This is a genomic window from Bacteroidota bacterium (assembly GCA_005882315.1).
GTDB lineage: Bacteria > Bacteroidota > Bacteroidia > Chitinophagales > Chitinophagaceae > VBAR01.
In genome coordinates this window covers 373,730-397,842 of sequence record VBAR01000001.1, presented here as the reverse complement: position 1 = coordinate 397,842, position 24,113 = coordinate 373,730, and the positions used below count along the sequence as shown (strand labels likewise).

Here is a 24,113-nt window from a genome sequence, read left to right as displayed (position 1 = left end):
TGACTGCTGCTTTTATACTTAAATACTCTCTTATGAAGCCAGCCAAAAAACCAAAATCAGAAAACCACCTGAAGGTAATCGGGTCATCAAATCAGCCTATATTTGCACCACTTTTTATGATTCACCCGCATACCTATATACATCCGAATGCAAGACTGGCAACTAATGTAAAGGTTGATCCTTTCACTGTCATCCACCAGGATGTAGAGATCGGCGAAGGCACCTGGATAGGCAGTAATGTAACGATTATGGAAGGCGCAAGGATAGGTAAGAACTGCCGCATCTTCCCCGGTGCAGTTATTTCAGCTATTCCGCAGGATCTAAAATTTCAAGGTGAATATAGTAATGTGGTAATTGGCGATGGTACAACCATCCGCGAATTTGTAACCATCAATCGCGGTACAAAAGACAGAGATAAAACAGAAGTTGGAAAGAATTGCCTGATCATGGCTTATTGCCATTTGGCACATGATTGCCTTGTGGGGGATAATTGTATCATGAGTAATAACACACAGGTGGCAGGTCACGTTACCATTGGCGATTGGGTGATACTCGGTGGTATGTGTGCCGTTCACCAATTTGCAAAGATCGGTTCACATTCTTTTGTAAGCGGAGGTTCATTGGTAAGTAAAGATGTACCTCCATATATCAAAGCAGGTCGTACACCCTTGAGTTATGCAGGTGTAAATTCTATTGGTTTAAAAAGAAGAGGTTTCAGCATAGAACGTATCAATCATATTCTCGACATCTACCGTGTGCTGTATAATAAAGGGATGAACACGAGCCAGGCAATCGAATTTATAGAAGAAGAAATGCCGGCTACTGATGAACGGGATGAAATTGTAACTTTCGTACGTGAAAGCCCAAGAGGAATTATTAAACGTTTTACAAAAGGCAGTGCCGATGACGATCTCCCTGTCTGATGCCGGCAAGCGGTATAACCGCGACTGGATCTTTCGCCACCTTACTTACACTTTTAAAGCTGGTAAATCATATGCTATCACAGGACCTAATGGTTCTGGAAAATCAACATTACTTCAAGCAATAGGAGGGGCCTTGCATTTGAATGAAGGGAAAGTTGAGTTTCAAGTCGGAAATCAGGGCTCAGGAATCAATAACCCAATAGCTCCTGAAAATTTTTACCAGCAAGTTTCTATCTGCGCCCCTTATTTAGAAGTAGTGGAGGAAATGACGGCGAAAGAGTTTTTAGAATTTCATTCTCAGTTTAAACCACTTCTTTCATCAATCTCTATTGATAATATCATTGCACTCGTTGGTTTGGAAAAAGCAGTGAACAAACAGATCCGTTATTACTCGTCAGGCATGAAGCAAAGGGTAAAACTGGCACAATGTATTTTTTCTGATGTGCCGGTTGTGTTGCTTGATGAACCTTGCACTAATCTTGATGCCGAGGGAATTGCCTTATACCAGAAACTGATTTCAGATTATTGTGCTGATCGTTTAGTTGTAGTAAGTAGCAATGATGAAGTGGAGTTTGGGTTTTGTAAAGAAAGAGTGAGCATAATGGACTGGAAGTAATGAAAAAAAAATGACCGGTTTGCCGACCATTTTGGAGCTTTCCCTTTATCATCCCAGGTTGTACGCTGTGTCCAAACAGGAGAGTCAATTAATATTACCCCTTTTATTAAAGTTGTTCGACTTGCCAATGTCCCCAACTAATAATATTAAACTCCTTTTGTGAATATGCTGAATTGTCTGATTTATTAAAAATCAGTTCAACTTCGTTTTTTTTAAAGAATACTAACCACGGAGAACATAGTTTATTTGTTATATCTAAACTTTCCGTAATTGAGTTTGCAGTATTATGAAAATTTAATATAAAATCGAATTTGTATGAATTTTCAAATTTTGAATATTTATCAATTTGGTAATTCTTACTTGCGCCAGTCACTTTACAAATAAGCTTAGCAAGATTCTCTGCTTTTGTGGCGTTATTCTGATTCTCTGTTACAATTGATAACCTCGCAATTTTCATTTCCTCATAGTTTATCGCAGATGTAGTTAATGCGTAAGTATTTATTGGCTAATAATTTTACCTCTGACTTGCAATCAGTAAATTTAAATCAGTAAACTTTAAACTGAAACGTTCACTTAAATAGAAATTAGTAAGTGAACCTTTGAATAAATAAATACCACTGCGCAGATTGATATTATGCCAGATGAGATTTTCAAATCCGCCATCTTCACCGGCTTCGAGCAACAATGGCATCAGCACATTACTGATTGCCTGTGAAGCTGTTCTTGCAAAACCGGATGGAATATTAGGAACGCAATAATGGATCACGCCATATTTCATAAAGATGGGATGTTCATGCGATGTGATCTCTGAAGTTTCAAAACAACCGCCACGGTCAATGCTTACATCAATGATAACAGCACCGGCCCGCATATTACTTACCATTTCTTCTGTTACTACCATTGGTGTTCTTCCTGTTTCGCTGCCCAATGCACCAACAGCTACTTCACATGTTTTAAGTTGTTTGGCCAGCATGCGGGGCTCAATCACTGAGGTCCATAAACGATGACCAATATTATTTTGCAAACGCTTTAAACGATACACACTATTATCAAAAACTTTTACGGAGGCTCCAAGTGAAAGAGCAGCTCTTGCTGCGTATTCACCAACAATACCTGCACCAATAATAATAACTTTTGTTGGCGCAATACCACTGATACCGCCAAGTAATACACCTTTACCATGATTGGCTGAACCTAAATACTGCCCGGCTATCAATGCAACAGCACTTCCTGCGATCTCACTCATGCTGCGAACGATAGGATAAGTACCACTGTCATCTTTTAAATTTTCAAATGAAATAGCCGTAATGCGTTTATCCATCATAGCCTGTAGTAGTTCCCTTTTCATCACAGAAAGATGAATAGGCGAAATGACGATCTGGTTAAATTGTAATAAAGGAATATCCTCATCAATGATCGGGGCACTCTTGACAAGAATAGGTGATTTAAAAACTTCTGCCCGATCATATACGATCTTGGCGCCGGCTTCACTATAATCTTTATCGCGGAAATGAGATGCTTCACCTGCATTATGTTCTATCACAACCTGGTGGCCATTACTTACCAGCACACTCACTGCATCAGGTGTCAGCGCAATACGGTTTTCCTGGAAAGCAATTTCTTTCGGAATGCCAATCATCATCTGCTGGCCTTTAGGTTTTATATCCAGGGTTTCTTCCAGCGTTTCGTAGCTGAACGATGTGCTTATTTTAGGCTTTTGCTGGCTCATTTGCTCGTTGTGGTTTCTGGTTGTCGGCTATTGGTTTTTGTTGCCAGCTTTTGTAATTCTATTAAACTGTTGTGGCGACGCTTCGTTCAGGCTTTTGTTCTTTATTCGAATATGCCGAATAGAAAACAAAATGTATAAGAGTGCGACGCAACGGAAGCTGAATAGTAGCACTGTTGCCGGATACCAAAAATAACTATTTATCTGTGATAGTGAGCCGCCGGGTCTGTGAATCTATGATGGATAAATGAACATGCATGGTATCCGGCGGAAAAATACCGGGGGCCTTATCGGGCCACTCAACAAAACAGGGATAATCGCTAAAGAGGCAATCTTCCACACCGGTTTGGATGGCTTCGGCCTCATCCTTCAGGCGGTAAAGGTCAATATGAAATAAGATCCGCTTTGTACCATCACAGTTATACGCATATTCATTGATGATTGAAAAAGTGGGGCTGCCAACCACATCTTTTACACCTTTTGCATCGCAAATGGCGTGGATAAAAGTCGTTTTACCGGCTCCCATTTCACCATGAAAAGCGAAAACTTTTGTATCGCCAGCGATCTGGAGAAACTGTTTTGCGGCTGTAGGTAATTGTTCTTTGGTAAAAATTAAATCCACGTTGCAAAGATATTCGCTGCATTTGCAACGATGATGAAAAGATTGCTTTTTTCGTAAGAATCCATGCAGACAGTATTCGGTAAATTTGCAGTATGGAAACAGAAGTTGTAAAATGGAAAGTAGAGGGCATGGATTGTACCACTTGTGCACTCAATATTTCAAAGTACCTGGAGAGAGAAGGATTAAAAAATGTGAAAGTAAACTTTGCAACGGGTGATGTATTGTTTGAAGAAGTAAGTGATGAAACCAAGGAAAAAATTGCAAAAGGAATAGATGGGCTAGGTTATAAGGTTGTGAACGGACACGGGCATGCTGAAGAAGATGTGAAAACCGCTTTTCTTTCTAATCATTTTCAACGGTTTCTTTTTTGCCTGCCATTTACGGCTATTCTTATGCTGCACATGTTCGAAAAGTGGATCCCTATTCATTGGTTGATGAATCCATGGGTACAACTTGGATTATGCATCCCTGTTTATGTTGTTGGTATGAGTTTTTTCGGCAGAAGTGCATGGAAAAGTATTCGAAACCGGATGCCAAATATGAATGTATTGATTGCAGTAGGTGCAACGGCTGCATTTGTATATAGCTTATATGGTACCCTTACCGGGCAGGCAGAGCAATATATGTTTTATGAAACAGCGGCTACCATCATCACATTGGTTTTCTTCGGTAATTATTTAGAAGATGCTTCAATTGCTTCTACACAAAAAGCATTGAAAGCGTTGACCAAAAGCCAGAAAGTGATGGCCAATATGATTGCCTTTGATGATGAACATAAGGAACAGATCTTCCAGGTAGAAAATATACAGTTAAGAGTTGGTGACCTTATTTTGATAAAATCAGGAGAACAGGTTCCTATTGATTCTAAAATTTTGTGGGGTGATGCACATGTGAACGAAGCAATTGTAACAGGAGAAAGTACTCCTGTGCATAAATATCAAAAAGATAAACTGATTGGCGGAAGTGTTATTTCGGATGGAACAGTGAAGGCGCAGGTAACTGCTGTAGGTGATGAGACCGTTTTATCCCGGATATTAAATATGGTAAAAGAAGCACAGGGAGAAAAACCTCCTGTGCAGCAACTGGCTGATAAGATCAGTGCTGTGTTTATTCCTATTGTTCTCATTATTGCATTGGGAACTTTAGTTATCAGTTGGATCGTTTTAAAAGAATTTGAACCTGCACTGATGCGCAGTATTGCTGTATTAGTAATTGCATGCCCCTGTGCAATGGGATTAGCAACACCTGCGGCTATTGCAGTGGGATTAGGACGTGGGGCAAGAAACGGAATTTTATTTCGGAATGCAACAAGTCTTGAGCAGTTTAAAGATATTAAGCAGGTGGTGTTTGATAAAACAGGAACGCTGACAACGGGAAAATTCAAAATAGCTAACAAGGAACACGGAACTATGAATGAGGATTTGTTTAAATCAATTGCATATTCATTAGAGAAGTATTCCAACCACCCGATCGCAAAAAGTATTGTTGATGAGTGGAAGACAAAAGATGAAATGAAATGGAAGCAAATTGAAGAAATTAAAGGAATGGGCATGAAAGCAGAAGATAATGAAGGCAATATTTTTATTGCTGGTTCATTTAAAGCTGCTGAAAAACTAACCAACGACGAAACACATAATGTTTATATCCTAAAAAACAATGAACTGCTGGGCTGGATCGATGTAAAGGATGAATTAAGACAGGAGTCAAAAGAAGTGATTGCATACCTGCACAGTAAAAACATTAAAACCATTTTGCTCAGCGGCGATCGTTATTTAAAAACCAAATTGATAGGGGATGAGTTAGGTATTGATGAAGTAATAGCTGAACAAACACCCGAACAAAAACTACAAAAGATCACGGAACTGAATGCTGCAACCCCAACTGCCATGGTTGGTGATGGAATTAATGATGCGCCTGCATTGGCAAAAGCTACGATTGGTATTTCCATGAGCGATGCATCGCAGGTAGCTATGCAGAGTGCACAAGTGGTGCTGATGAATCATGGGCTTAAAAAACTACCTGATGCGCTGGGACTTGGCCGGCACACTTATTTAACTATCAAACAAAATCTTTTCTGGGCATTTGCCTATAATATTGTTGCTATTCCTGTGGCAGCATTAGGTTTTCTTTCTCCAACGTTCGGTGCCTTGATAATGGGTTTGAGTGATGTGGTACTTGCGATAAATTCAGTGAGGTTATTTGTGAAAAAGATAGTTTAATCGTGAGTCGTGAGACGTGAATCGTGAGTGTATCCAATGGTTTAATTTTTCCTTAGCTTAGGGAAAAAAATTATGTTTTTAGAATTATCACATACAAAACTTGATGTCTTTGTTGTGTCTAGGGAATTTGTTCTGTCCTGTTATCGTGAGACAAAATCATTTCCGTCAGATGAAAAATTCGGAATTATTTCACAAATCAGGCGTGCAGCATTGTCAGTGCATCTTAATGTAGCGGAGGGCTGTTCAAGAAAATCACTTGTTGAGCGAAAACGATTCTATGAGATTGCTCGTGGCTCTGTTATCGAGATAGATGCAGCAATTGATATAGCCGTAAATTTGAAGTATGTTTCAAAAGAAAACCTCAAAGAACTGGGTGTTTTGATGGTGAGGGTATTTCAAATGATTTCAAAAATGATAGGATAATGACGCTGAAGGATTCTACTCACGATTCACGTCTCACGACTCACGAAATACTTAAACAGTATTGGGGCTATGAAGCTTTCAGGCCTCTTCAACAGGAAGTAATAGAGTCAATACTTTCAAATAAAGATACGTTAGCATTGATGCCAACCGGGGGAGGTAAATCTGTCTGTTACCAGGTTCCGGCAATGTGTAAAGAAGGTTTATGTCTTGTTATTTCCCCGCTCATCGCTTTAATGAAAGACCAGGTTGAAAACCTGCGTAAAAAAGGGATCACTGCATTTGCTGTTTATTCCGGAATGAGCAGAAAAGAAGTAGAGAATGTTTTTAAAGTTGCCGGAAACAGTAACTGCAAATTTTTATATGTAAGCCCGGAACGGCTTGAAACTAATTTGTTCAAGGAATTTCTTCCTTCACTTGGGGTAAATCTTATTGCAGTTGATGAAGCACATTGTATTTCGCAATGGGGTTATGATTTTCGTCCGCCTTATTTGCGTATAGCTGCATTGCGTGAAGAACTACCGGGCATACCCATACTTGCTTTAACTGCTACTGCAACACCCGATGTACAGAATGATATTTGTGAGAAGCTAAACTTTAGTAATCATAATATTTTCCGGCAATCTTTCGAACGGCCCAATCTTTCTTTTAGTGTGTTTAATGTTGACTCAAGAGCAAAAAAGATTACTGAGATTTTCTCTAAAGTACAGGGGAGTGGAATTGTATATTGTAAAAGCAGGAAGCGGACAAAAGAAATTGCAGAATTGCTGAAACTTCAAAAAATTTCAGCAGATTTTTATCATGCAGGTTTAAAACAGGAGGAGAGAAGCAAAAAGCAGGAAGCATGGATAAAGAATGAAGTAAGAGTGATCGTTTGCACCAATGCTTTTGGAATGGGGATCGATAAACCCGATGTACGAATAGTCGTGCATGCCGATATGCCGGATTGTTTAGAGAATTATTACCAGGAAGCGGGCCGTGCTGGAAGGGATCTGAAAAAATCCTATGCGGTATTATTATATGATGAAACTGATGTGGCGGAGTTGGACAAGATGGCTGCTATTCGATTTCCTTCATTGGAAGATATAAGATCTGTTTATCATGCGGTTTGCAATTATTTGCAAATTCCATCTGGTGGCAGTGAAAGAGTGTATTATGATTTTGATATCAATGATTTTATTAAAAAGTTTAAACTGAATGTGCATACTGCTGTTTATTCTTTAAAGGCATTGGAGCAGGAGGGCTGGTTGAGTTTTAATGAACAGGTTTTTGTTCCATCAACTATCCGGTTTACTGTTAATAAAAAGGATTTATATGAATTTGAAAAGAGCCATGCTTTATTAGAACCAATGATAAAATCCTTGCTAAGAGCCTATGAAGGAATATTTGATTTTCCTGTCCCTGTTTCTGAAGTTGTAGTTGCCAGGTTGAATAAAACAGATACTGATACTACTAAACTGCAATTACATCAATTACATAAAGCCGGAATTATTGAATACAATCCGCAAAAGGATTCGCCACAAATACTCCTGCTTCGTGAAAGAATAAAAGCAGAAGATTTGAAGATTGATATAACAGGATTTAAAACAAGGAAAGAAAAATTTATTAACCGGAGTAAGATGATGGTGCAATATGCTCATGAAACTGTTTACTGCAGAAGCCGAATATTGGGAGGTTATTTTGGTGATAAAGAAATTAAGAGTTGTGGTGTATGTGATAATTGCCTTAGTCAAAAAGCTCTTGTGGTAAACAGGGAAGATTTCAACAAGATCTCAGGTATAATTTCTTCAGCATTAGCGGCCCAGCCATTGCCTAGTAAGGATCTGATCTTGCAATTAGGAAGTATCAAAAAAGAAAAAGCATGGAAAGTACTTGATCTGATGCAGGCAGAAGATAAAATTGAAATGGATGCATCGGGATGGATAAGATTAAAATAAACACTGTTATGATTGAAAAATTTTAAATCTTGAATAAAATCTACAATTGAAAGAAACTTGCTTTCTTACATTTGCAGCATGTCAAATATGAATTATCACGATTATCTTCAATTGGAAAAGATTCTTAACGCACAAGCACCTGAAAGCGAAAAGAAAAATTTGCCTGCCCACGATGAGATGTTGTTTATCGTTATTCACCAGGCCTATGAACTTTGGTTTAAACAACTGCATCATGAAGCCGATTCCATTGCAGCTATTATGAACAAACCGGCGTTGAATGATAATTCACCTGAATTGCAGACTGTAGTTCATAGACTGAAAAGAACAATTACGATCTTACAGGTGTTGGTTCACCAGATAGAGATTATGGAAACAATGACGCCAATGGATTTTCTTGATTTCCGTGATATGCTTCGCCCTGCATCCGGTTTTCAGAGCTGGCAGTTTAAAGAACTGGAAGCAAAACTCGGATTGAAATTTGAACACCGACATGGTCAGCAGTATTATACATCACAATTGAGAGACGAACATGTATCGGTTATAAAAAAGGCAGAATCAGATAAATCACTTTTGCAATTAGTAAACGCATGGTTGGAAAGAATGCCATTGGCTCCTGCATTGTCGGATGATAAAAATTCTTTCTGGCAGCAATACAGGTCAGTTTATCAAAGCAGTCTTGCTGATGCTGAAAAAGATAACCTGGAACCATTTGATAATTTATTTATGAATGAAAGCAGCCAGCAATCAGCAAACGTCAATCAGCTTTCTTCAAAAGCCAACCGTTCAGCTTTATTTATAATGTTATATCGCGGCTACCCATTATTACAATTGCCTTTTCAGTTGTTAAACTGTTTACTGGAAATAGATGAGCAACTTAGTTCCTGGCGTTATCGCCATATGAATATGGTGCATCGGATGATTGGTACAAGAATCGGTACTGGAGGCAGCAGCGGGAAAGACTATTTAAAGGCAGCAGCTGATAAACATTATATCTACAAAGAGATCGCACAGCTTAATAGTTTTTTGATTGAAAGAAGAAAACTCCCTCAACTACCCACTGAACTGGAACAAAGATTGGGTTTTGTACATCAGTAGATCAGAAGAATCTTTTTGCTGCATCAAAACTCCTGAAAGGTTGTTTGAAGAAGTCATCAATCTTTTTATTAAACTCATCTGCATAAACAATTGGCGTGCTATGACCTGAATTTGGCAAGATCCATAAATACGATTTAGGAATATTCTTATATATTTCCATCGTATGTTCTTCTTTGATCACATCATGGTCACCTCCAATAACGAGAGTAGGACAACTTATTTTATGTAAATCAGTCAATGGAATATGGGGTTGTTCTGATAGAAGACGCATCATCTTAAGTGCATTTTTTTGAGCTTCATTCTTGTTTACAATATTTTTTAACTCATTGTAGATTGGATATACCAAATCCCAAATGGATTGAGGAACAGCGGTTGTATCTGGCCTCAAGTTAGCCCCGGTTATTGCCAACTTCTTTACTTTTTCAGGATGATGTATTGCTAATAATAACCCGTTAATTCCACCATCACTCCAACCTACAACATAGGCTGAGTCTATTTTCATAGCTTCCAGCAAGGCAGCATAATCATCTGCCATCATTTCATAAGTTATTGAATCTTTGTTATCTTTTGAGTTGCCTTGTGCTCTGCTGTCAGCAATAATCACTTTATATTTTTTGGAGAAATAGGGAATTTGATAGGTAAAATGATTGATCGAACCGCCATTGCCATGTATGAATAAAAGCGGTTGTCCTTCACCATATACTTCTGCATACATTTTAAAACCACGGATGTCATAATATTTACCAGCTTCTTTGTTTTTGCCATAAATATTTTTCGGATCATTTACTAATTTCTCATATTCCATTTGCAATTTTTCAAAATCAGTTTGCGCAGAACCAAATAAAAAAAATGCAAAGAATGTTATAACAGACAATAATATTTTCTTCATAAAAACATATTTACGGGTTAAGGTAAATAAAAAGAGGAACATCTCTGTTCCTCCTTTTAGCAATGAATACAAAGTGAACGATATATCTAGAAGGTGTAACGGATTCCAAGTCCTCCCCAATTCCCATAGAAACCAGCATAATCTCCAAATTCAAATGCGGGTTGCCAGTCCAAAGAAATATTGATCGGGGCTCCTTTAAATTTATAATCCAATCCTAATACGCCATCAATACCAATCATGGTATGGCTATCAGGATAATAATAATTTCTATGATAGTAGCCGGCATCATAATATCCAACATGAAGACCGGGGCCTATATACCATTTTAGGCCTGGTGCTCCCGAAATATTGCCGTGAATTTCATATAAACCGGTAATGCGCATACCATGTTGCCAGAAATAGGCAATCAACTCTCCGGCGTTTTGTGGATTAAAAAAATGTTTGAATGTGATACCTGCACCATCCCACACTTTTATGCCCAGTGCAGATCTGTAAGTGGAACTGTTGGCTGATTTACTTTGTGCATTTGCTACAGAAAAAAATACAACCGCAAATGCAGTAAAAATTAAGCGTCTCATAAAATACGTTTCTTATTGAGCACAGCTTGCGATTATTATGCCAAAAAGACCGTTATGAACGATTTTCTCTTACAGCCGTTTGAATTTCAATAGAAAATAAAGTAGAACTATCAGGGCGATAAACGATGTGGCAAGAAAAGTAACGATGCTGCCAAAACCGGCCCACACTGCTCCTGCCATAGCACTGGCAGCAAATGCACAGATACTTTCGCAGCTTGTATAAAAACCAACTGCGGTTGCCGTATTACTTTCATGTGCTGTATTGGTTATCCATGCTTTTGCGATGCCTTCTGTGGCGGCTGCATAAATACCGTATAAAAAGAAAAGAAGAAAAATAATATTCAATGAAGGGTTAAAAGCAAAACCTGCGTATACAATTGCAAACAACATAAGCCCAATCATAAAAATTTTTTTCATTCCCCATTTATCTGCCAATATTCCCAGCGGGTAGGCAGCAAGGGCAAATATAAGATTGTAAAATATATAAGCCAGTATAGTTATTGTTTCGCTTTCGAAAGTAATATTGAAAATTGTAAGTGTCTGTTCGCCTAATGCTTCCTTCGTTTTTAATAAAAGAAAAAAGTCTGAGCTGTTGAACAATGCAAACAATAATAATCCCGGCACTAACTTTTTAAATGCCGGTGTCGCAATTTTCCAGTAACTGAAATAGCTAAAAAAATTTCCCTTACTAAGTGTCGACGAAGGATGCTTTTTTTCTTTCAATAAAAAAATCAACAGCACAGCAAGAATGCCCGGCACAAAAGCGATAAAAAAAAGTGATTGATAATTCCCCGGACTATATAAAAGAAAAACTAAAGCAATGATAGGACCTATTGCGGCGCCGAGTGTATCCATACTACGATGAAATCCGAATACTTTTGCTTTATTCTCTTTTGTGGCTTCTTGTGAAAGCAAAGCATCTCTTGCCGCTGTTCTCACACCTTTCCCCAACCGGTCTACAGTTCTGGCAAAAAATACCCAAAGCTTGGCAGTGAATAATACAATTATAGGCTTGGAAATAGCACTTAATAAATACCCGAGCTTTACAAATGGTAGCCTGACACCTTTTTCATCACTTAATTTTCCAAAATATCCTTTACTGATGCCGGCAGTAAAATTGGCAACTGCCTCCAGCATCCCGATCCAGAAAACATTAAAACCAATTTCATTAAGGTAAAGGGGAATGACGGGATAGATCATTTCACTTGCTACATCGGCAAGAAGGCTAACGAGTGAAAGAATGACTATGGTCCGGGTAATGATGCGCATCTACTGGTGAAAATACTTAAATCAAAAAAAAGTGTTGTAAACTAATTCGTACAGGTTGTTTCTGCTCCTTTATTTTTGCTTTATAAATATACCCGTGAGCCGCCTATTTTTATTTTGTCTTTTTTTATGCCAGTTTTTTTCTGCAACTGCACAAACCGATTCACTAAATGAGGTAAAGCAGGATACGCCTATAATAAAAAAAAATATTCGGAATTCTGCAAAAAAAGCCAATAAGACTTCCCTTACGGATTCTTTACCTGTGAAGGATTCCTTGAATATGCAAATTGATAGTATTACTGCTGCCTTCAAAAAAAAGCAAAAGGATTCAATACAAACTGCTGCTCTCAAAGCGAAACCCGTTCAACAAATGTTTTCATTAAAGCAATTTAATGGAGAAGAGTTACTTTTTTATTCGCTGATCATCATGTTGATCTTCTATGCGATACTGAAACAAATGTTTCCAAAATACTTTACAGATCTGTTTCGTGTTTATTTCCGTACCACACTTAAGCAAAGCCAGGTGAGAGAGCAGTTATTGCAAACCCCCTTACCCTCATTATTATTAAATGGTTTTTTTATTGTCAGTGGTGGAATGTATGCTGCCTTTATTTTTCAGCATTTTAATATTGCGCCTAAGTTTAATTTCTGGCAGTTATGGCTATATAGCGCAATACTGTTGAGTATTATATATATGATGAAATTTGCCGGTGTCTGGCTGGCGGGCTGGCTCTTTAGTAGAACTGATGCGGCCGCTGCATATACGTTTATTGTTTTTATGAACAATAAAATAACCGGAATAGTGGTACTTCCCTTTTTGGTGTTGTTAAGTTTTGGTAATGAAAAGATTTACCCCGTAACATTGATTGTTTCAATTACAGCGGTTGCTTGTCTGTATTTATATCGATTTTATCTTTCTATTGGAGTGATCCGGTCACAGGCCCGGGTTAATATGTTGCATTTTCTTCTCTACCTCACCGCATTTGAAGTCTTTCCTCTACTAATATTATTTAAATGGGTAATGTCGTTTCTTAAATAAAACGGCTACCTTTGCAGCCAATTTTAGCCGAACCGTATATGAATAAAACCGTGGTTAGCAAGACACTCGTTCAGCACAAAGAAATTAAGAAAATCCTGGTTACCCAACCGAAGCCCGAAAGCGACAAATCGCCTTGGTATGAGCTGACCAGAAAGTATAGCGTTGAACTGGAGTTTCAGCCATTTATCCGGCTTGAGGCTATAAATGCAAAAGAATTCCGCAGGCAGAAAATAGAAATTCAGAATTACACTGGGGTTGTCTTCACCAGCCGTAATGCCATTGATCATTTTTTCCGGATGTGTGAGGAAATGAAAGTGAGCATCTCACAGGATACAAAATACTTCTGCATTACCGAAGCTGTGGCACTTTACCTGCAAAAATTCATTCTCTATCGTAAACGCAAAGTGTTTTATGGAACAGATGGTACGAATAAAAGTATGTTTGATTCCATAAACAAGCATAAAGGCAACGAAAAGTTTATGTATGTATGCTCAGAAAACCAGCAGGATAATGAGATCGTAAACTGGCTGAAATCGAATAATTGTGAGTACGTTTTGGCATTTATGTACCGCACACAGAGCAATGATGTAAAGGAACTAATTACAAAAACCAATTTCGATGTGATCTGTTTTTTTACTCCAAGTGGTGTTAAAAGTCTTTTCGATAATCTTCCCAAATACAAACAAAACGGAACATTGATCGGTGCGTTTGGAAGCAATACAGTAAAAGCTGTAGAGGAAGCCGGTCTTAAGCTGGAAATAAGGGCACCCCAACCACTCGTTCCCAGTATGGTTTCTGCATTAGATCAGTACCTTTCTGCGCAATTAAAAAAGAAGTAACTTATCAGATACTATAAATGAAGCCAGGCAAACAGAAGCCTGGCTTTTTTGTTATGATATTAAACGAAATTTGTTATTCAACCCTGGCAATGAATCATAAATATTCCAACCACCTCATAAATGAAACAAGTCCTTACCTGCAGCAGCATGCACACAATCCTGTTGATTGGTATGCCTGGGGAGAAGAGGCTTTACAAAAAGCGGCCAAAGAGAATAAACCTATTCTCGTTAGCATTGGTTATTCAGCCTGCCACTGGTGTCATGTAATGGAAAGAGAAAGTTTTGAAGATGAAGCTACGGCCACTCTCATGAATGAACATTTTGTCAATATAAAAATCGATAGAGAAGAAAGGCCGGACCTGGATCATATTTACATGGATGCAGTGCAGGCAATGACAGGAAGTGGTGGCTGGCCGCTAAATGTTTTTTTAACTCCGGAGAAAAAACCTTTTTATGGAGGAACTTATTTTCCGCCGGTGAGAGCATTCAATCGTTCTTCATGGAAAGAAACTTTAATTGCTGTATCAGATGCTTTTCGTTTAAAAAGACATGAAATAGATGCACAGGCAGAAAATCTTACAGGGCATCTGCTTAATTCAAATGCTTTTGGACTACAGAAACAAAATGTCAACGAAAATATTTTTTCAAAGGAAAAAGTCGATGAAATATTTCAAAACATCATGAAATCGGCCGATAAAGAATGGGGAGGTTTTGCCAAGGCCCCAAAATTCCCGCAGACCTACACAATCCAGTTTTTGCTACGTTATGCTCATTATCAAAAAAATGAAGAAGCGTTAAAGCAGGCATTATTAAGTCTTGATAAAATGATGGAAGGAGGGATCTATGATCATATTGGCGGTGGGTTTGCAAGATATTCTACAGACACAGAATGGCTGGTTCCTCATTTTGAAAAAATGCTTTATGATAATGCCTTACTTATTTTTGTTTTAAGTGAAGCATACCAGCTTACAAAGAATGAAAAATACCGAATTGTGATTGATGAAACATTGGGGTTTATTAAAAATGAAATGACTCACCCTCAAGGAGGTTTTTATTCAGCTTTGGATGCAGACAGCGAAGGGGTAGAAGGTAAGTTTTACATATGGAGTAAAAATGAGATAAATGAATTACTTGGAACTGACGCTGCATTGTTTTGCGAGTATTACCAGGTGACTGATAAAGGAAATTTTGAACACAAAAATATTTTGCACACTAGGGAAGATGCAGATGCTTTTGCAAAGAGCAAAAATTTTCCTTCCGAAGAGTTTAATTTATTCTTGATAAAAACAAAAAAAACACTGCTGGCAGAAAGGAACAAACGCATTCGGCCGGGAATGGATGACAAGATTATTCTCGGATGGAATGCACTGATGAATACAGCTTATTCAAAAGCATTTGCTGCTACCGGCAATGAAGATTATAGAAAGACAGCTATCAGGAATATGGATTTTATACTGGCTGTGTTTTCAATTGAAAATAAGGTTGAGCTTTTTCATACATGGAAAAACAATATCGCTAAGTATTCTGCTTTTCTTGATGATTATGCTTATCTCATTGAAGCGTTAATTAATCTGCAGGAGGTAACTGGCGATACAAAATGGCTCGTAAAGGCAAAACAACTTTCGGAGTTTGTTATCGATAATTTTTCAGAAGATGAAACGGGATATTTTTTTTATACACCCCTAAACAATTTGGATGTTATAATCCGGAAGAAGGAAGTATATGACGGTGCTACTCCGTCCGGGAACAGCATAATGGCTTTTAACCTATACCGGCTGGGTCTTTACTTTGACCAAAATGAATGGCGAGAACACTCGACAAAAATCACGGGTTTGTTGAGCAATGCCGTCTACCGCTATCCCACATCTTTTGGCTGTTGGTCCAATTTGGTCCTTGAGGGATTTGTAGGCACAAACGAGATTGCCATTGCCGGAGAAAATTTTGATAAAAGCTTACGGGAAATATTGGGTGAATACATTCCCAACAAAGTGGTTATGAGCTTTCAAGGCGGAAACAGCTCCTATGCTTTACTGGATGGTAAAACAGCCTCCGAACCTCCATTCATCTATTTGTGTCGTAACTATTCCTGTAAACAGCCCGTACAAACCGCAGCTGCGATTGTAGAATTACTTCTAAAGGCCTAACAGTCAGGAGAATTTAATTTGCCCTGGAAACAATAAAATAAATTAAGTTCCGTTAGAAACTTTACCGCGTAAAATGCGCTTTGATATTTAAAAAATAAACATTAGCCTTGTGGTTAAGAACTGTTCAAAATATTATATTTGCCCAATACCCTTTAAGTATATGAAAATGAGAAACCTTTATTTTAAATTAATCGCAGCGGCTTCACTTACAGTGTTGCTGTCTAGCTGTGGAATGTTTGGAAAGAAAAGTAGTAAAGGAAGTGTGCTTCCGAATGATGGCCAGGTGCATGGTGTTGCCCCAGGCGCAAAGTATACACTTCCGAAACCTCCAGGTATGGTTTACATACCTCAGGGAACTTTCCATATGGGTCCCAGTGATGAGGATCCAGCTTTTGCATTTAGTGCCCGTAACCGTGCAGTTTCTATCAGCGGTTTCTGGATGGATGCAACAGAAATTACCAACAACGAGTATCGCCAGTTTGTTTATTGGGTTCGTGATTCTATCGCAGCCCGTAGACTGGGAGGTAATTATGTAAAAGATGATAAAGACGGCAACCAGTATATCAACTGGGAAGCTGCTAAGAAAATAAAATATTCTGACCCTAAGATCGTCGAAGACCTTGCAGCAACTGATTTTATTCTTCCTCCTGACGATAGGCTGTATGGTAAAAAAGAAATCGATCCTTCTAAATTAGTTTACCAGGTTGAGCGTATGGATTTAAAAGAAGCAGCAAAAAGAGAAAACGCTGGTAAGCCTCGTTCTAAATTCATCCAAAAGTATCCGGTAGCTATTTATCCCGACACTTTATGCTGGATTCGTGACTTCTCTTATTCTTACAACGAACCAATGACAAAAAGATACTTCAGCCATCCATCATTCGGTAACTATCCGGTGGTAGGTGTAAACTGGAAACAGGCTGATGCTTTTTGTAACTGGCGTACTTTATACCTCAACTCATATCTTATCTCTAAAAGCCGTGCGCAGGAATCAGATTTCCGCCTGCCTACAGAAGCTCAATGGGAGTATGCAGCAAGAGCCGGACGTTCACAATCAATGTTCCCTTGGGGTAACTATTATCTCCGTAATAAGAAAGGTTGTTTAATGGCCAACTTCAAACCTGGTCGTGGTAACTATCCTGAAGATGGAGGTTTTTATACAGTACGTGCCGATGCTTACTGGCCAAATGATTTTGGCTTGTATTGCATGAGTGGTAACGTGGCTGAATGGACTTCATCAATCTATTACGAAGGAAGAAACAACTTCCAGCATGATATGAACCCTGATGTTCGCTGGAATGCAAAAGACGATGATCCTCCTCTCATGAAACGTAAAATAATTCGTGGCGGTAGTTGGAAAGATGTTGGTTATTTCCTTCAAACAGGTACCAGCACTTACGAATACCAGGATTCAACCAAAAGCTATGTTGGTTTCCGTACAGTGATCGATCTGCCGGCACCATCATCAAAAGGCCATAAATAAATAATTACGAGAGGTTATAAAATAAAAATTATAACCTCTCTCTTTTCCTGAAACAATTTTCAAACACTCTTTTTCGTTTAATACAATATCGTAATTTTTTAATTCACCTATAAAACGAGCCTATTATGCTTTTCTTTAAAACCCATAAGGGTCAAGTAACCCTTAACTTTATTTTCGCCTTTTTTGCCGCTGTGGTAATCCTTGGCGCATTGTTTAAAATCCGTCACTGGCCAGCAGCCGATGAAATGATCACTATTGGTCTATTATCAGAAGTGTTAGTGTTTTTAGTAATGGCATTACTTGTACCGCCGCCAGAAGAACCACATTGGCAGCGTTATTTCCCTGACATTAACAAACACCCTGATCTTGAAGGTCCGAATTTTAAACCAACTCCATTAGCATTAGCTGGTGCAAGCACAGGTAATCCTGCGTTGAACAAATTAGAAGATATGCTGCAAGCTGCAGATATCACACCTACTAATCTTGGCCGCTTGAGTGATAACTTCAAAAAGTTAGGCACTACAGTAGACAAAATGGGAGATATTGGTGATGTAGTAGCTGCTACCGGCGACTATACCGCTAAAACAAAAGAAGCTTCTGTTGCCCTTAGCGCAATGAAAGATGCATATGTTGGTGCTGCAAGCAGTATTCAGCATTTCAATCAGGCAGCTGATGGTACTAAACAGTTCCATGAGCAGGTTCAGGTATTAACTAAAAATCTCGGTTCATTAAATACTATTTATGAACTGGAATTGCAGGATACTAATAACCACCTGAAAGCAATGAACAAATTTTACAACAACCTGGTACAAGCTTCTGATGCAATGCAGGGAAGTGTGGATGATGCTAAGAAAGCACATGACCAGATTGCTGTATTGGCCGGAAACCTTGGTCGCCTGAACAATATTTATGGAAATATGCTCAGTGCAATGCAGGGCCGTGCTTAATTAGTTGGGTTCGTTTTATAGGAATGAATCCGTATCCAGTAATTTGAAAAAGTTACCATTAGTAAAAACCATTTCCGCTGTAAAGCAGAATAAATAAAAATTAAAAGTCATGTCTTTACCTAGAGAACCACGGCAAAAGATGATCAACATGATGTATCTGGTGTTAACAGCGCTGCTGGCACTGAATGTATCTGCTGAAATTCTTAATGCCTTCAAAACGGTAAATAAAAGTTTAGAGACTACAAATGCTACTGTCAACAATTCTACCACTGCAATCATGCAGTCATTAGAAGACAAACAGAATGATCCTAAGACTGCTGAAAAGGCTGCTATATGGCTGCCAAAAGCAAAGGCTGTTCAGGAGTATGCAAAGTCGATGAACACATTTATACAATCTTTAAAAAACGAGATCATTAAAGAAGGCGGCGGTGATCCTGATAAAAGCAGTTTTAAAGCTGATAACCTGGATATCGCTACCCGTTTAATGCTTGATAAAGGAAAAGCTAAGGAGTTATTAGCTAAGCTCACCGAATTCAAGAAGAACATTCTGAAGAATGTAGATCCTTCGATTGATTCAGCGTTTTCATCTACATTACCAATTTACCTCGAAATACCGAAAGGGGTATCGAAATCAAATAACACATGGGAAAGAGCTTATTTCCATATGGTGCCGACTGTTGCTGCATTAACTATTCTGAGTAAATTTCAGAATGACGTTAAGACGTCTGAAAATAAGATCGTTGAATTTTGTCATAACAAAGTAGATAAAGTTGTTGTACGTTATGATACGTATGCAGCTTTTGCACAGTCAAATTCAAGCTATGTAATGCCTGGTGATGAAATGGAAGTTACTGCTGGTGTAGGTGCTTTTAGTAAAGCAGCCTTGCCGACTGTAACAATCGCAGGCGCAGTTACACCGTTGGGTGATGATGGAGCTGCTCATAAATTATTAAATGCTGAATCAACTTTAGGTGAACATAGCATTAATGTAAATGTAGAATACACAGACCAGGAAGGAAAGAAGCAAACAATCCTGAAAACAATTAAGTACACTGTTGGTCAATCAGCAGCATCTATTGCTTTGGATAAAATGAATGTACTTTATATTGGTGTTGATAATCCTGTATCAATTGCTGCAAGTGGTGGTGGATCTGAAGCAATTCAGGTTTCCATTTCTGGCGCCGGAGGTGCACTTCAGAATTTAGGAAAAGGTAAATACATTGCCCGTGTAAATAGTGTTACTGATGATTGCAAAATAACTGTAACAGTAGGTGGCAAAGTTGCGGGAGCTTCAGTTTTCCGTACACGTACAATACCTAAACCTATAGCTGTTGTTGGTCCTTATGAAAGTGGCGCTAGCATAAATGCTAATGCATTCAAGGCTCAGGCTGGTGTGGGTGCCGGTATTAAAGATTTTCCTTTTGAATTAAAATACCAGGTTACAAGGTTTATTTTATCAGCCGATAATGATGAGGGCTATATTGACGAAGCTCCTTGCCAGGGTAACTTATGGAGTAGTGCTGCTCAAGCTGTTTTGAGCAAATTAAAGAGCGGTCGTACCATAACCATTGACGATATTTATGCAACAGGGCCTGATGGAAGAAGCCAAAAATTGCCTTCATTGGTATATTATATAAAATAATTAAACTGGATAGATATGAAAAGGTGTTTTGTAAAAATCAGTTTGCTGGGAATATTTGTTATGATTATTGCATCTGATGCTGCTGCACAGCGTTCCGGTAGATCAGGCAGAAGAAATCCTGCTGATACTTCTAACCGTCAGCCTCAGCAACAGGTAAATAATAATAATGCTCCGGCTTATAATCCAACAGCCGGTATTCCGATCGTTGTAGATTCAGCAGGCATGAAGCAAGCAGAAGTTAAAAAAGGCTTGCGTAACGATAATGCCTTTGATAAAGGAAACCTGACTGCCCGCACTCCCTTACCTTATGAGCATATCCGCTGGGATGATGCGTTTTATGCTGAGAAGGTTTGGAGAGAACTGGATCTGCGTGAAAAATTGAATCTTGTATTCAAATACGAGACTGAAGATGATAACGGAAGCCAGATGTTTGTAGACATTCTTATGAAAGCAGTTCAGAGCGGACAGGTTACAGCTTTTTCTGATGACAGATTTACAACACCTTTATCAGTTGACGATATTAATCAAAAAACAGCAGGCCAGAATGATACAGTGCCGGTTACTGATCCTAATGACATCAATAAGACATTATATTATAAAGTGACCAAATCAAGCTTTGATGTCAAATCAGTAAATAAAATTGCAATGAAAGAAGAGTGGGTGTTTGACCGTGAATCAAGCAGACTTGTCTGTCGTATTTTAGGTCTGGCGCCTTTACAAACTAAGTATTTGCCAAGTGGCCAGGAACTGGGCCAGTCAGTTTTATTCTGGGTTTATTATCCTGACCTGCGTCCTACATTGGCTAAATATGAAGTGTATAATCCAAAGAATATGGGACAAAGCCGTATGACATGGGAGGAGTTATTTGAAAGCCGCATGTTCAGCAGCTATATTGTTAAATCTACTTTGGATAACCCATCGTTCAAACCAATCAGGTCATTATTGAACGGAAACCAGATTCTTGCCCTTCTTGAAGGTGATAACATTAAGGATAAAATCTTCAATTTCGAGCAGAACCTGTGGTCGTATTAATTACAAACTGTATTTACTTTCAATACTCAAAATGTCCCGCCAAAAGCGGGATATTTTGTTTGTATGAACATCCAAATATTTATTAAAAAAAACTTCAGTAAATCGTAATTATCCTATTTGTTATATTGAATAATGTTGTATTTTCGTCATGGTTTTTCATAGGATATTGGATTTTAAAAACGGGGCTGGATTTCTATCCGGGCCCCATTTTTTTTATAGACACTTCTAACTAATTAATTAGCTTTTATCCCTGAAATAGCCCAAAACCGTACTTGCCTTTGAATGCCCTATAACTAAAGCAAGCTCCTCTATCGTTTTATTCCTGATATTCTTTATTGATTTAAACTCTTTCAATAGCATATCTGCAGTTGCTTTCCCAATACCCCGTATATCCTCTAGTTCATTTTTAAAGGTGCCGGCACTTCTTTTTTTCCGGTGAAATGTTATGCCAAAACGATGTACCTCATCCCGGATCTTTCGGATAAATTTTAAACTTTGGCTGTTAAATGGGAGCTTAAGGGAGTCCCTATCACCCGTAAAAAAGATCTCTTCTTCATTTTTTGCTAGCCCAACAAGTGTCATCTTCCCTTCAAGCCCCAGTTCACGAATAGCCTCACTAGCTGAGCTTAATTGCCCTTTTCCTCCGTCAATGATCACAAGTTGAGGGTAATCCTTGCCTTCTTCAGTAAGCCTTTTATAGCGCCGAAAAACAGTTTCCTTCATCGAGGCAAAATCATTGATCCCGACCACAGTTTTGATGTTAAAATGCCTGTAATCAGCTTTTGATGGCTCTCCATTTTTAAAGCAAACCATCGCTGATACAGGGTAGCTTCCCTGGAAATTGGAGTTATCGAAACATTCAATATGTACAGGTAGACTTGAAAGTTGAAGATCTTTTTGCAGTTGCTCAAGAGTTTCAAAGCTGGTGCTGTTTTTTATACCTAATTTCAATCGATCCTTGTTTTTGATCTCTTCTATATAATAACCAGCATTTTTAAAAGAAAGATCCAGCAGTTTTTTCTTATCACCTGAGCGGGGCACTGTTATCATTACATCCGGTTGGCATGGGGTAATAATAACAGGAACTATTATTTCTTTTGCATCACTGTTGAAGGTGGTACGCATATTTTGAATACAGAGTTCAAGAATTTCTTGTTCGGTCTCTTCAAGTTTGGCTTCAGCTCGTATTGTATGAGACTGTACGATTGTGCCACTTCTCACCATCAGGTAATTGATATAAGCGATTTGATTTTCTTTTACAATAGAAAAAACATCAGCATTACCAAACCGCGGATTTACTACCACTGAACTAGCCTGGTAGTTTTCAAGAAACTCAATTTTCTTTTTTAGTATAGCTGCCTTTTCATAGGCGAGGTTTTCAACGGCAGATTTGATCTCTCTTTTAAAGTAATTAACCACCTCCGAGAGATTACCTTTAAGAATGTTTCTTACCTGTTTAAGATTTTCATTGTAATTGTCTACATCCTGAAGTCCTTCGCATGGACCTTTACAATTGCCCAAATGATATTCCAGGCAAACCTTAAATTTTCCTTTTTCAATATTTGTTTTACTGAGATTAAGTGAACAGGTCCTGAGCGGAATTGTATTCCGAATGAACTCAACCAACTCTCTAACTTTTTTTACTGATGTGAAAGGGCCCAGGTATTCCGAACCATCTTTTATAAGTCTGCGGGTAAAAAATATTCTCGGGAAAGGTTCTTTTTTTATTACGATATAAGGATATGATTTATCATCCTTTAAACTGATATTATACTTGGGCTGAAATTCTTTTATCAAGGAATTTTCAAGCAGCAACGCATCTTGTTCAGAGCCGACAATGACAAACTCGATCTTGCTGATTCGTTTTACCAGCTCATGTGTTTTATATCCGGTAAAAGTTTTTGTGAAGTAGGAGCTGACTCTTTTCCGCAGGCTTCGGGCCTTACCTACATAGATCAGCTCATTGCCGGCATCGAAATATTTATAAATACCGGGATTATCAGGAATTGTTTTTTGTATTTTTCTAAATTCAACAGACGTCATTCTGGTTTAGTATAATCTTTCCAGGTAACTTTTAAAATATGTGTGGTTTCTGGCTGACCGGGTAATTGTTTTAATGTTAATACCTGGAAGTATTCATCTACCTGCCATATCATTTTTTTTATAACCGAACTGTCTTTAGTTGTAATCTCCCTGTCAATATAAATTGTCCTGATTTTTCCACCATCTGCATCAGGTTTAATAATTACTTCCTGCTTCTGAATATCTGATGACTGGGATGTAGACTTTGGTAAGGTGAGAAAGGAGATGAGCTTTAAATCCTGGTCATAAGTCTGGCTCTCTTTATATTGATCTTTATATTTTTCAAGACTTATGTCTGGTATGTCAAGAAAATCTTTTGCCTGAGCACGAAATTCAGTCCTGGAAATATCAATTGTATCCGAATGCAGACTATCCAGTATTTCAATTCTTCTAATTGCAAAAAGTGAAGTGTCAATTTGCGCAACCTGGCCTTGTATAAAAGAAAGCACAGGAGTGACCCGTTCATTTTTATTGTCGTCTTTTTTTTCAGGAGATTTACAAGCGGCTATAAACAATAGCGCCATGAGCAAGGGAATAGATGTTTTCATGCCCAAAAATAAATGAAAACAATCTTTTATAAACGATTATCCCGGTCGAATAAACGAACCGGGATAATT

At 38.3% G+C, this 24,113-nt stretch carries 21 protein-coding genes; 13 read left to right on the top strand and 8 right to left on the bottom strand.

Features of this window, described 5'->3' with window-relative positions; genetic code table 11:
* Positions 1-116: 116 nt before the first annotated feature.
* Positions 117-923, top strand: a complete 807-nt coding sequence (gene lpxA / locus E6H07_01570; protein TMI66436.1) for an acyl-ACP--UDP-N-acetylglucosamine O-acyltransferase — start codon at positions 117-119, stop codon at positions 921-923.
* Positions 904-1,539 (top strand): ABC transporter ATP-binding protein, encoded by a 636-nt coding sequence (locus tag E6H07_01565; GenBank protein ID TMI66437.1) that lies wholly within the window; start codon positions 904-906, stop codon positions 1,537-1,539. Before lpxA ends, E6H07_01565 begins: the two co-directional genes overlap by 20 nt.
* Positions 1,540-1,645: 106 nt before the next feature.
* On the opposite strand, the gene E6H07_01560 is transcribed toward E6H07_01565, so the two are convergent.
* The 3 genes from E6H07_01560 to tsaE form a co-directional block, all read right to left on the bottom strand.
* Positions 1,646-1,996, bottom strand: a complete 351-nt coding sequence (locus tag E6H07_01560) for a hypothetical protein (GenBank protein TMI64631.1) — start codon at positions 1,994-1,996, stop codon at positions 1,646-1,648.
* Between the two features lie 57 nt (positions 1,997-2,053).
* Entirely contained in the window at positions 2,054-3,268 is a 1,215-nt protein-coding gene (locus tag E6H07_01555; GenBank protein ID TMI64630.1) for an alanine dehydrogenase, read from the bottom strand.
* Between the two features lie 193 nt (positions 3,269-3,461).
* Positions 3,462-3,887, bottom strand: a complete 426-nt coding sequence (gene tsaE, locus E6H07_01550; protein TMI64629.1) for a tRNA (adenosine(37)-N6)-threonylcarbamoyltransferase complex ATPase subunit type 1 TsaE — start codon at positions 3,885-3,887, stop codon at positions 3,462-3,464.
* A gap of 92 nt (positions 3,888-3,979) precedes the next feature.
* On the opposite strand from tsaE, the gene cadA reads away from it, so the two are divergent.
* From cadA to E6H07_01530, 4 genes are all read left to right on the top strand, one after another.
* Complete coding sequence (gene cadA / locus E6H07_01545) at positions 3,980-6,106, top strand: cadmium-translocating P-type ATPase (GenBank protein ID TMI64628.1); 2,127 nt, start codon at positions 3,980-3,982, stop codon at positions 6,104-6,106.
* 72 nt (positions 6,107-6,178) lie between these two features.
* Positions 6,179-6,529 carry a four helix bundle protein gene (locus E6H07_01540; protein TMI64627.1) on the top strand — a complete coding sequence of 117 codons (351 nt, stop codon included), beginning with the start codon at positions 6,179-6,181 and terminating at the stop codon, positions 6,527-6,529.
* Entirely contained in the window at positions 6,529-8,463 is a 1,935-nt protein-coding gene (locus E6H07_01535; protein ID TMI64626.1) for a RecQ family ATP-dependent DNA helicase, read from the top strand. Before E6H07_01540 ends, E6H07_01535 begins: the two co-directional genes overlap by 1 nt.
* A 78-nt stretch (positions 8,464-8,541) precedes the next feature.
* On the top strand, positions 8,542-9,558 hold the full coding sequence (locus tag E6H07_01530; GenBank protein TMI64625.1) for a tryptophan 2,3-dioxygenase: 1,017 nt from the start codon (positions 8,542-8,544) through the stop codon (positions 9,556-9,558).
* A gap of 1 nt (position 9,559) precedes the next feature.
* Here E6H07_01530 and E6H07_01525 read toward each other — a convergent pair whose 3' ends face one another.
* From E6H07_01525 to E6H07_01515, 3 genes are all read right to left on the bottom strand, one after another.
* The gene (locus tag E6H07_01525) at positions 9,560-10,447 is read right to left on the bottom strand and encodes an alpha/beta hydrolase (GenBank protein ID TMI64624.1); all 888 of its coding nucleotides are present in this window, start codon (positions 10,445-10,447) and stop codon (positions 9,560-9,562) included.
* Between the two features lie 86 nt (positions 10,448-10,533).
* Positions 10,534-11,025 carry a hypothetical protein gene (locus tag E6H07_01520; protein TMI64623.1) on the bottom strand — a complete coding sequence of 164 codons (492 nt, stop codon included), beginning with the start codon at positions 11,023-11,025 and terminating at the stop codon, positions 10,534-10,536.
* 69 nt (positions 11,026-11,094) lie between these two features.
* On the bottom strand, positions 11,095-12,294 hold the full coding sequence (locus E6H07_01515; protein TMI64622.1) for an MFS transporter: 1,200 nt from the start codon (positions 12,292-12,294) through the stop codon (positions 11,095-11,097).
* 94 nt (positions 12,295-12,388) lie between these two features.
* Between E6H07_01515 and E6H07_01510 the strand changes: the two genes are divergently transcribed.
* The 7 genes from E6H07_01510 to gldN all read left to right on the top strand — a co-directional run bounded on the left by E6H07_01510 (position 12,389) and on the right by gldN (position 21,414).
* The gene (locus E6H07_01510) at positions 12,389-13,330 is read left to right on the top strand and encodes a DUF4271 domain-containing protein (GenBank protein TMI64621.1); all 942 of its coding nucleotides are present in this window, start codon (positions 12,389-12,391) and stop codon (positions 13,328-13,330) included.
* A 38-nt stretch (positions 13,331-13,368) separates the two neighbouring features.
* Positions 13,369-14,169: a uroporphyrinogen-III synthase gene (locus tag E6H07_01505; GenBank protein TMI64620.1), complete on the top strand. Its 801-nt coding sequence runs from the start codon at positions 13,369-13,371 to the stop codon at positions 14,167-14,169.
* 89 nt (positions 14,170-14,258) lie between these two features.
* Positions 14,259-16,313: a thioredoxin domain-containing protein gene (locus E6H07_01500; GenBank protein ID TMI64619.1), complete on the top strand. Its 2,055-nt coding sequence runs from the start codon at positions 14,259-14,261 to the stop codon at positions 16,311-16,313.
* A 160-nt stretch (positions 16,314-16,473) separates the two neighbouring features.
* Positions 16,474-17,793, top strand: coding sequence for a gliding motility-associated lipoprotein (locus tag E6H07_01495; protein TMI64618.1), 1,320 nt, complete (start codon positions 16,474-16,476; stop codon positions 17,791-17,793).
* A gap of 125 nt (positions 17,794-17,918) precedes the next feature.
* Positions 17,919-18,740, top strand: coding sequence for a gliding motility protein GldL (gene gldL, locus E6H07_01490; protein ID TMI64617.1), 822 nt, complete (start codon positions 17,919-17,921; stop codon positions 18,738-18,740).
* 109 nt (positions 18,741-18,849) lie between these two features.
* On the top strand, positions 18,850-20,382 hold the full coding sequence (gene gldM / locus E6H07_01485; GenBank protein ID TMI64616.1) for a gliding motility protein GldM: 1,533 nt from the start codon (positions 18,850-18,852) through the stop codon (positions 20,380-20,382).
* A 15-nt stretch (positions 20,383-20,397) separates the two neighbouring features.
* Positions 20,398-21,414, top strand: a complete 1,017-nt coding sequence (gene gldN, locus E6H07_01480) for a gliding motility protein GldN (protein TMI64615.1) — start codon at positions 20,398-20,400, stop codon at positions 21,412-21,414.
* Positions 21,415-21,651: 237 nt separating this feature from the next.
* Here the strand turns inward: gldN and E6H07_01475 are convergent, their stop codons facing one another.
* Together E6H07_01475 and E6H07_01470 are read right to left on the bottom strand one after the other, a co-directional pair.
* Positions 21,652-23,457, bottom strand: a complete 1,806-nt coding sequence (locus E6H07_01475) for an excinuclease ABC subunit C (GenBank protein ID TMI64614.1) — start codon at positions 23,455-23,457, stop codon at positions 21,652-21,654.
* Positions 23,454-24,044: a hypothetical protein gene (locus tag E6H07_01470; protein TMI64613.1), complete on the bottom strand. Its 591-nt coding sequence runs from the start codon at positions 24,042-24,044 to the stop codon at positions 23,454-23,456. The genes E6H07_01475 and E6H07_01470 overlap by 4 nt, the downstream gene beginning before the upstream one ends.
* Between the last annotated feature and the right edge of the window lie 69 nt (positions 24,045-24,113).

What these genes read in the sequence shown, in the direction of transcription:
- lpxA (TMI66436.1), top strand. Translation starts at nt 117, where the DNA reads ATGATTCACCCGCATACCTATATACATCCGAATGCAAGACTGGCAACT.
- E6H07_01565 (TMI66437.1), top strand. Translation starts at nt 904, where the DNA reads ATGACGATCTCCCTGTCTGATGCCGGCAAGCGGTATAACCGCGACTGG.
- E6H07_01560 (TMI64631.1), bottom strand. Translation starts at nt 1,996, where the DNA reads ATGAAAATTGCGAGGTTATCAATTGTAACAGAGAATCAGAATAACGCC.
- E6H07_01555 (TMI64630.1), bottom strand. Translation starts at nt 3,268, where the DNA reads ATGAGCCAGCAAAAGCCTAAAATAAGCACATCGTTCAGCTACGAAACG.
- cadA (TMI64628.1), top strand. Translation starts at nt 3,980, where the DNA reads ATGGAAACAGAAGTTGTAAAATGGAAAGTAGAGGGCATGGATTGTACC.
- E6H07_01540 (TMI64627.1), top strand. Translation starts at nt 6,179, where the DNA reads ATGTTTTTAGAATTATCACATACAAAACTTGATGTCTTTGTTGTGTCT.
- E6H07_01535 (TMI64626.1), top strand. Translation starts at nt 6,529, where the DNA reads ATGACGCTGAAGGATTCTACTCACGATTCACGTCTCACGACTCACGAA.
- E6H07_01530 (TMI64625.1), top strand. Translation starts at nt 8,542, where the DNA reads ATGTCAAATATGAATTATCACGATTATCTTCAATTGGAAAAGATTCTT.
- E6H07_01525 (TMI64624.1), bottom strand. Translation starts at nt 10,447, where the DNA reads ATGAAGAAAATATTATTGTCTGTTATAACATTCTTTGCATTTTTTTTA.
- E6H07_01520 (TMI64623.1), bottom strand. Translation starts at nt 11,025, where the DNA reads ATGAGACGCTTAATTTTTACTGCATTTGCGGTTGTATTTTTTTCTGTA.
- E6H07_01515 (TMI64622.1), bottom strand. Translation starts at nt 12,294, where the DNA reads ATGCGCATCATTACCCGGACCATAGTCATTCTTTCACTCGTTAGCCTT.
- E6H07_01505 (TMI64620.1), top strand. Translation starts at nt 13,369, where the DNA reads ATGAATAAAACCGTGGTTAGCAAGACACTCGTTCAGCACAAAGAAATT.
- E6H07_01500 (TMI64619.1), top strand. Translation starts at nt 14,259, where the DNA reads ATGAATCATAAATATTCCAACCACCTCATAAATGAAACAAGTCCTTAC.
- E6H07_01495 (TMI64618.1), top strand. Translation starts at nt 16,474, where the DNA reads ATGAAAATGAGAAACCTTTATTTTAAATTAATCGCAGCGGCTTCACTT.
- gldL (TMI64617.1), top strand. Translation starts at nt 17,919, where the DNA reads ATGCTTTTCTTTAAAACCCATAAGGGTCAAGTAACCCTTAACTTTATT.
- gldM (TMI64616.1), top strand. Translation starts at nt 18,850, where the DNA reads ATGTCTTTACCTAGAGAACCACGGCAAAAGATGATCAACATGATGTAT.
- gldN (TMI64615.1), top strand. Translation starts at nt 20,398, where the DNA reads ATGAAAAGGTGTTTTGTAAAAATCAGTTTGCTGGGAATATTTGTTATG.
- E6H07_01475 (TMI64614.1), bottom strand. Translation starts at nt 23,457, where the DNA reads ATGACGTCTGTTGAATTTAGAAAAATACAAAAAACAATTCCTGATAAT.
- E6H07_01470 (TMI64613.1), bottom strand. Translation starts at nt 24,044, where the DNA reads ATGAAAACATCTATTCCCTTGCTCATGGCGCTATTGTTTATAGCCGCT.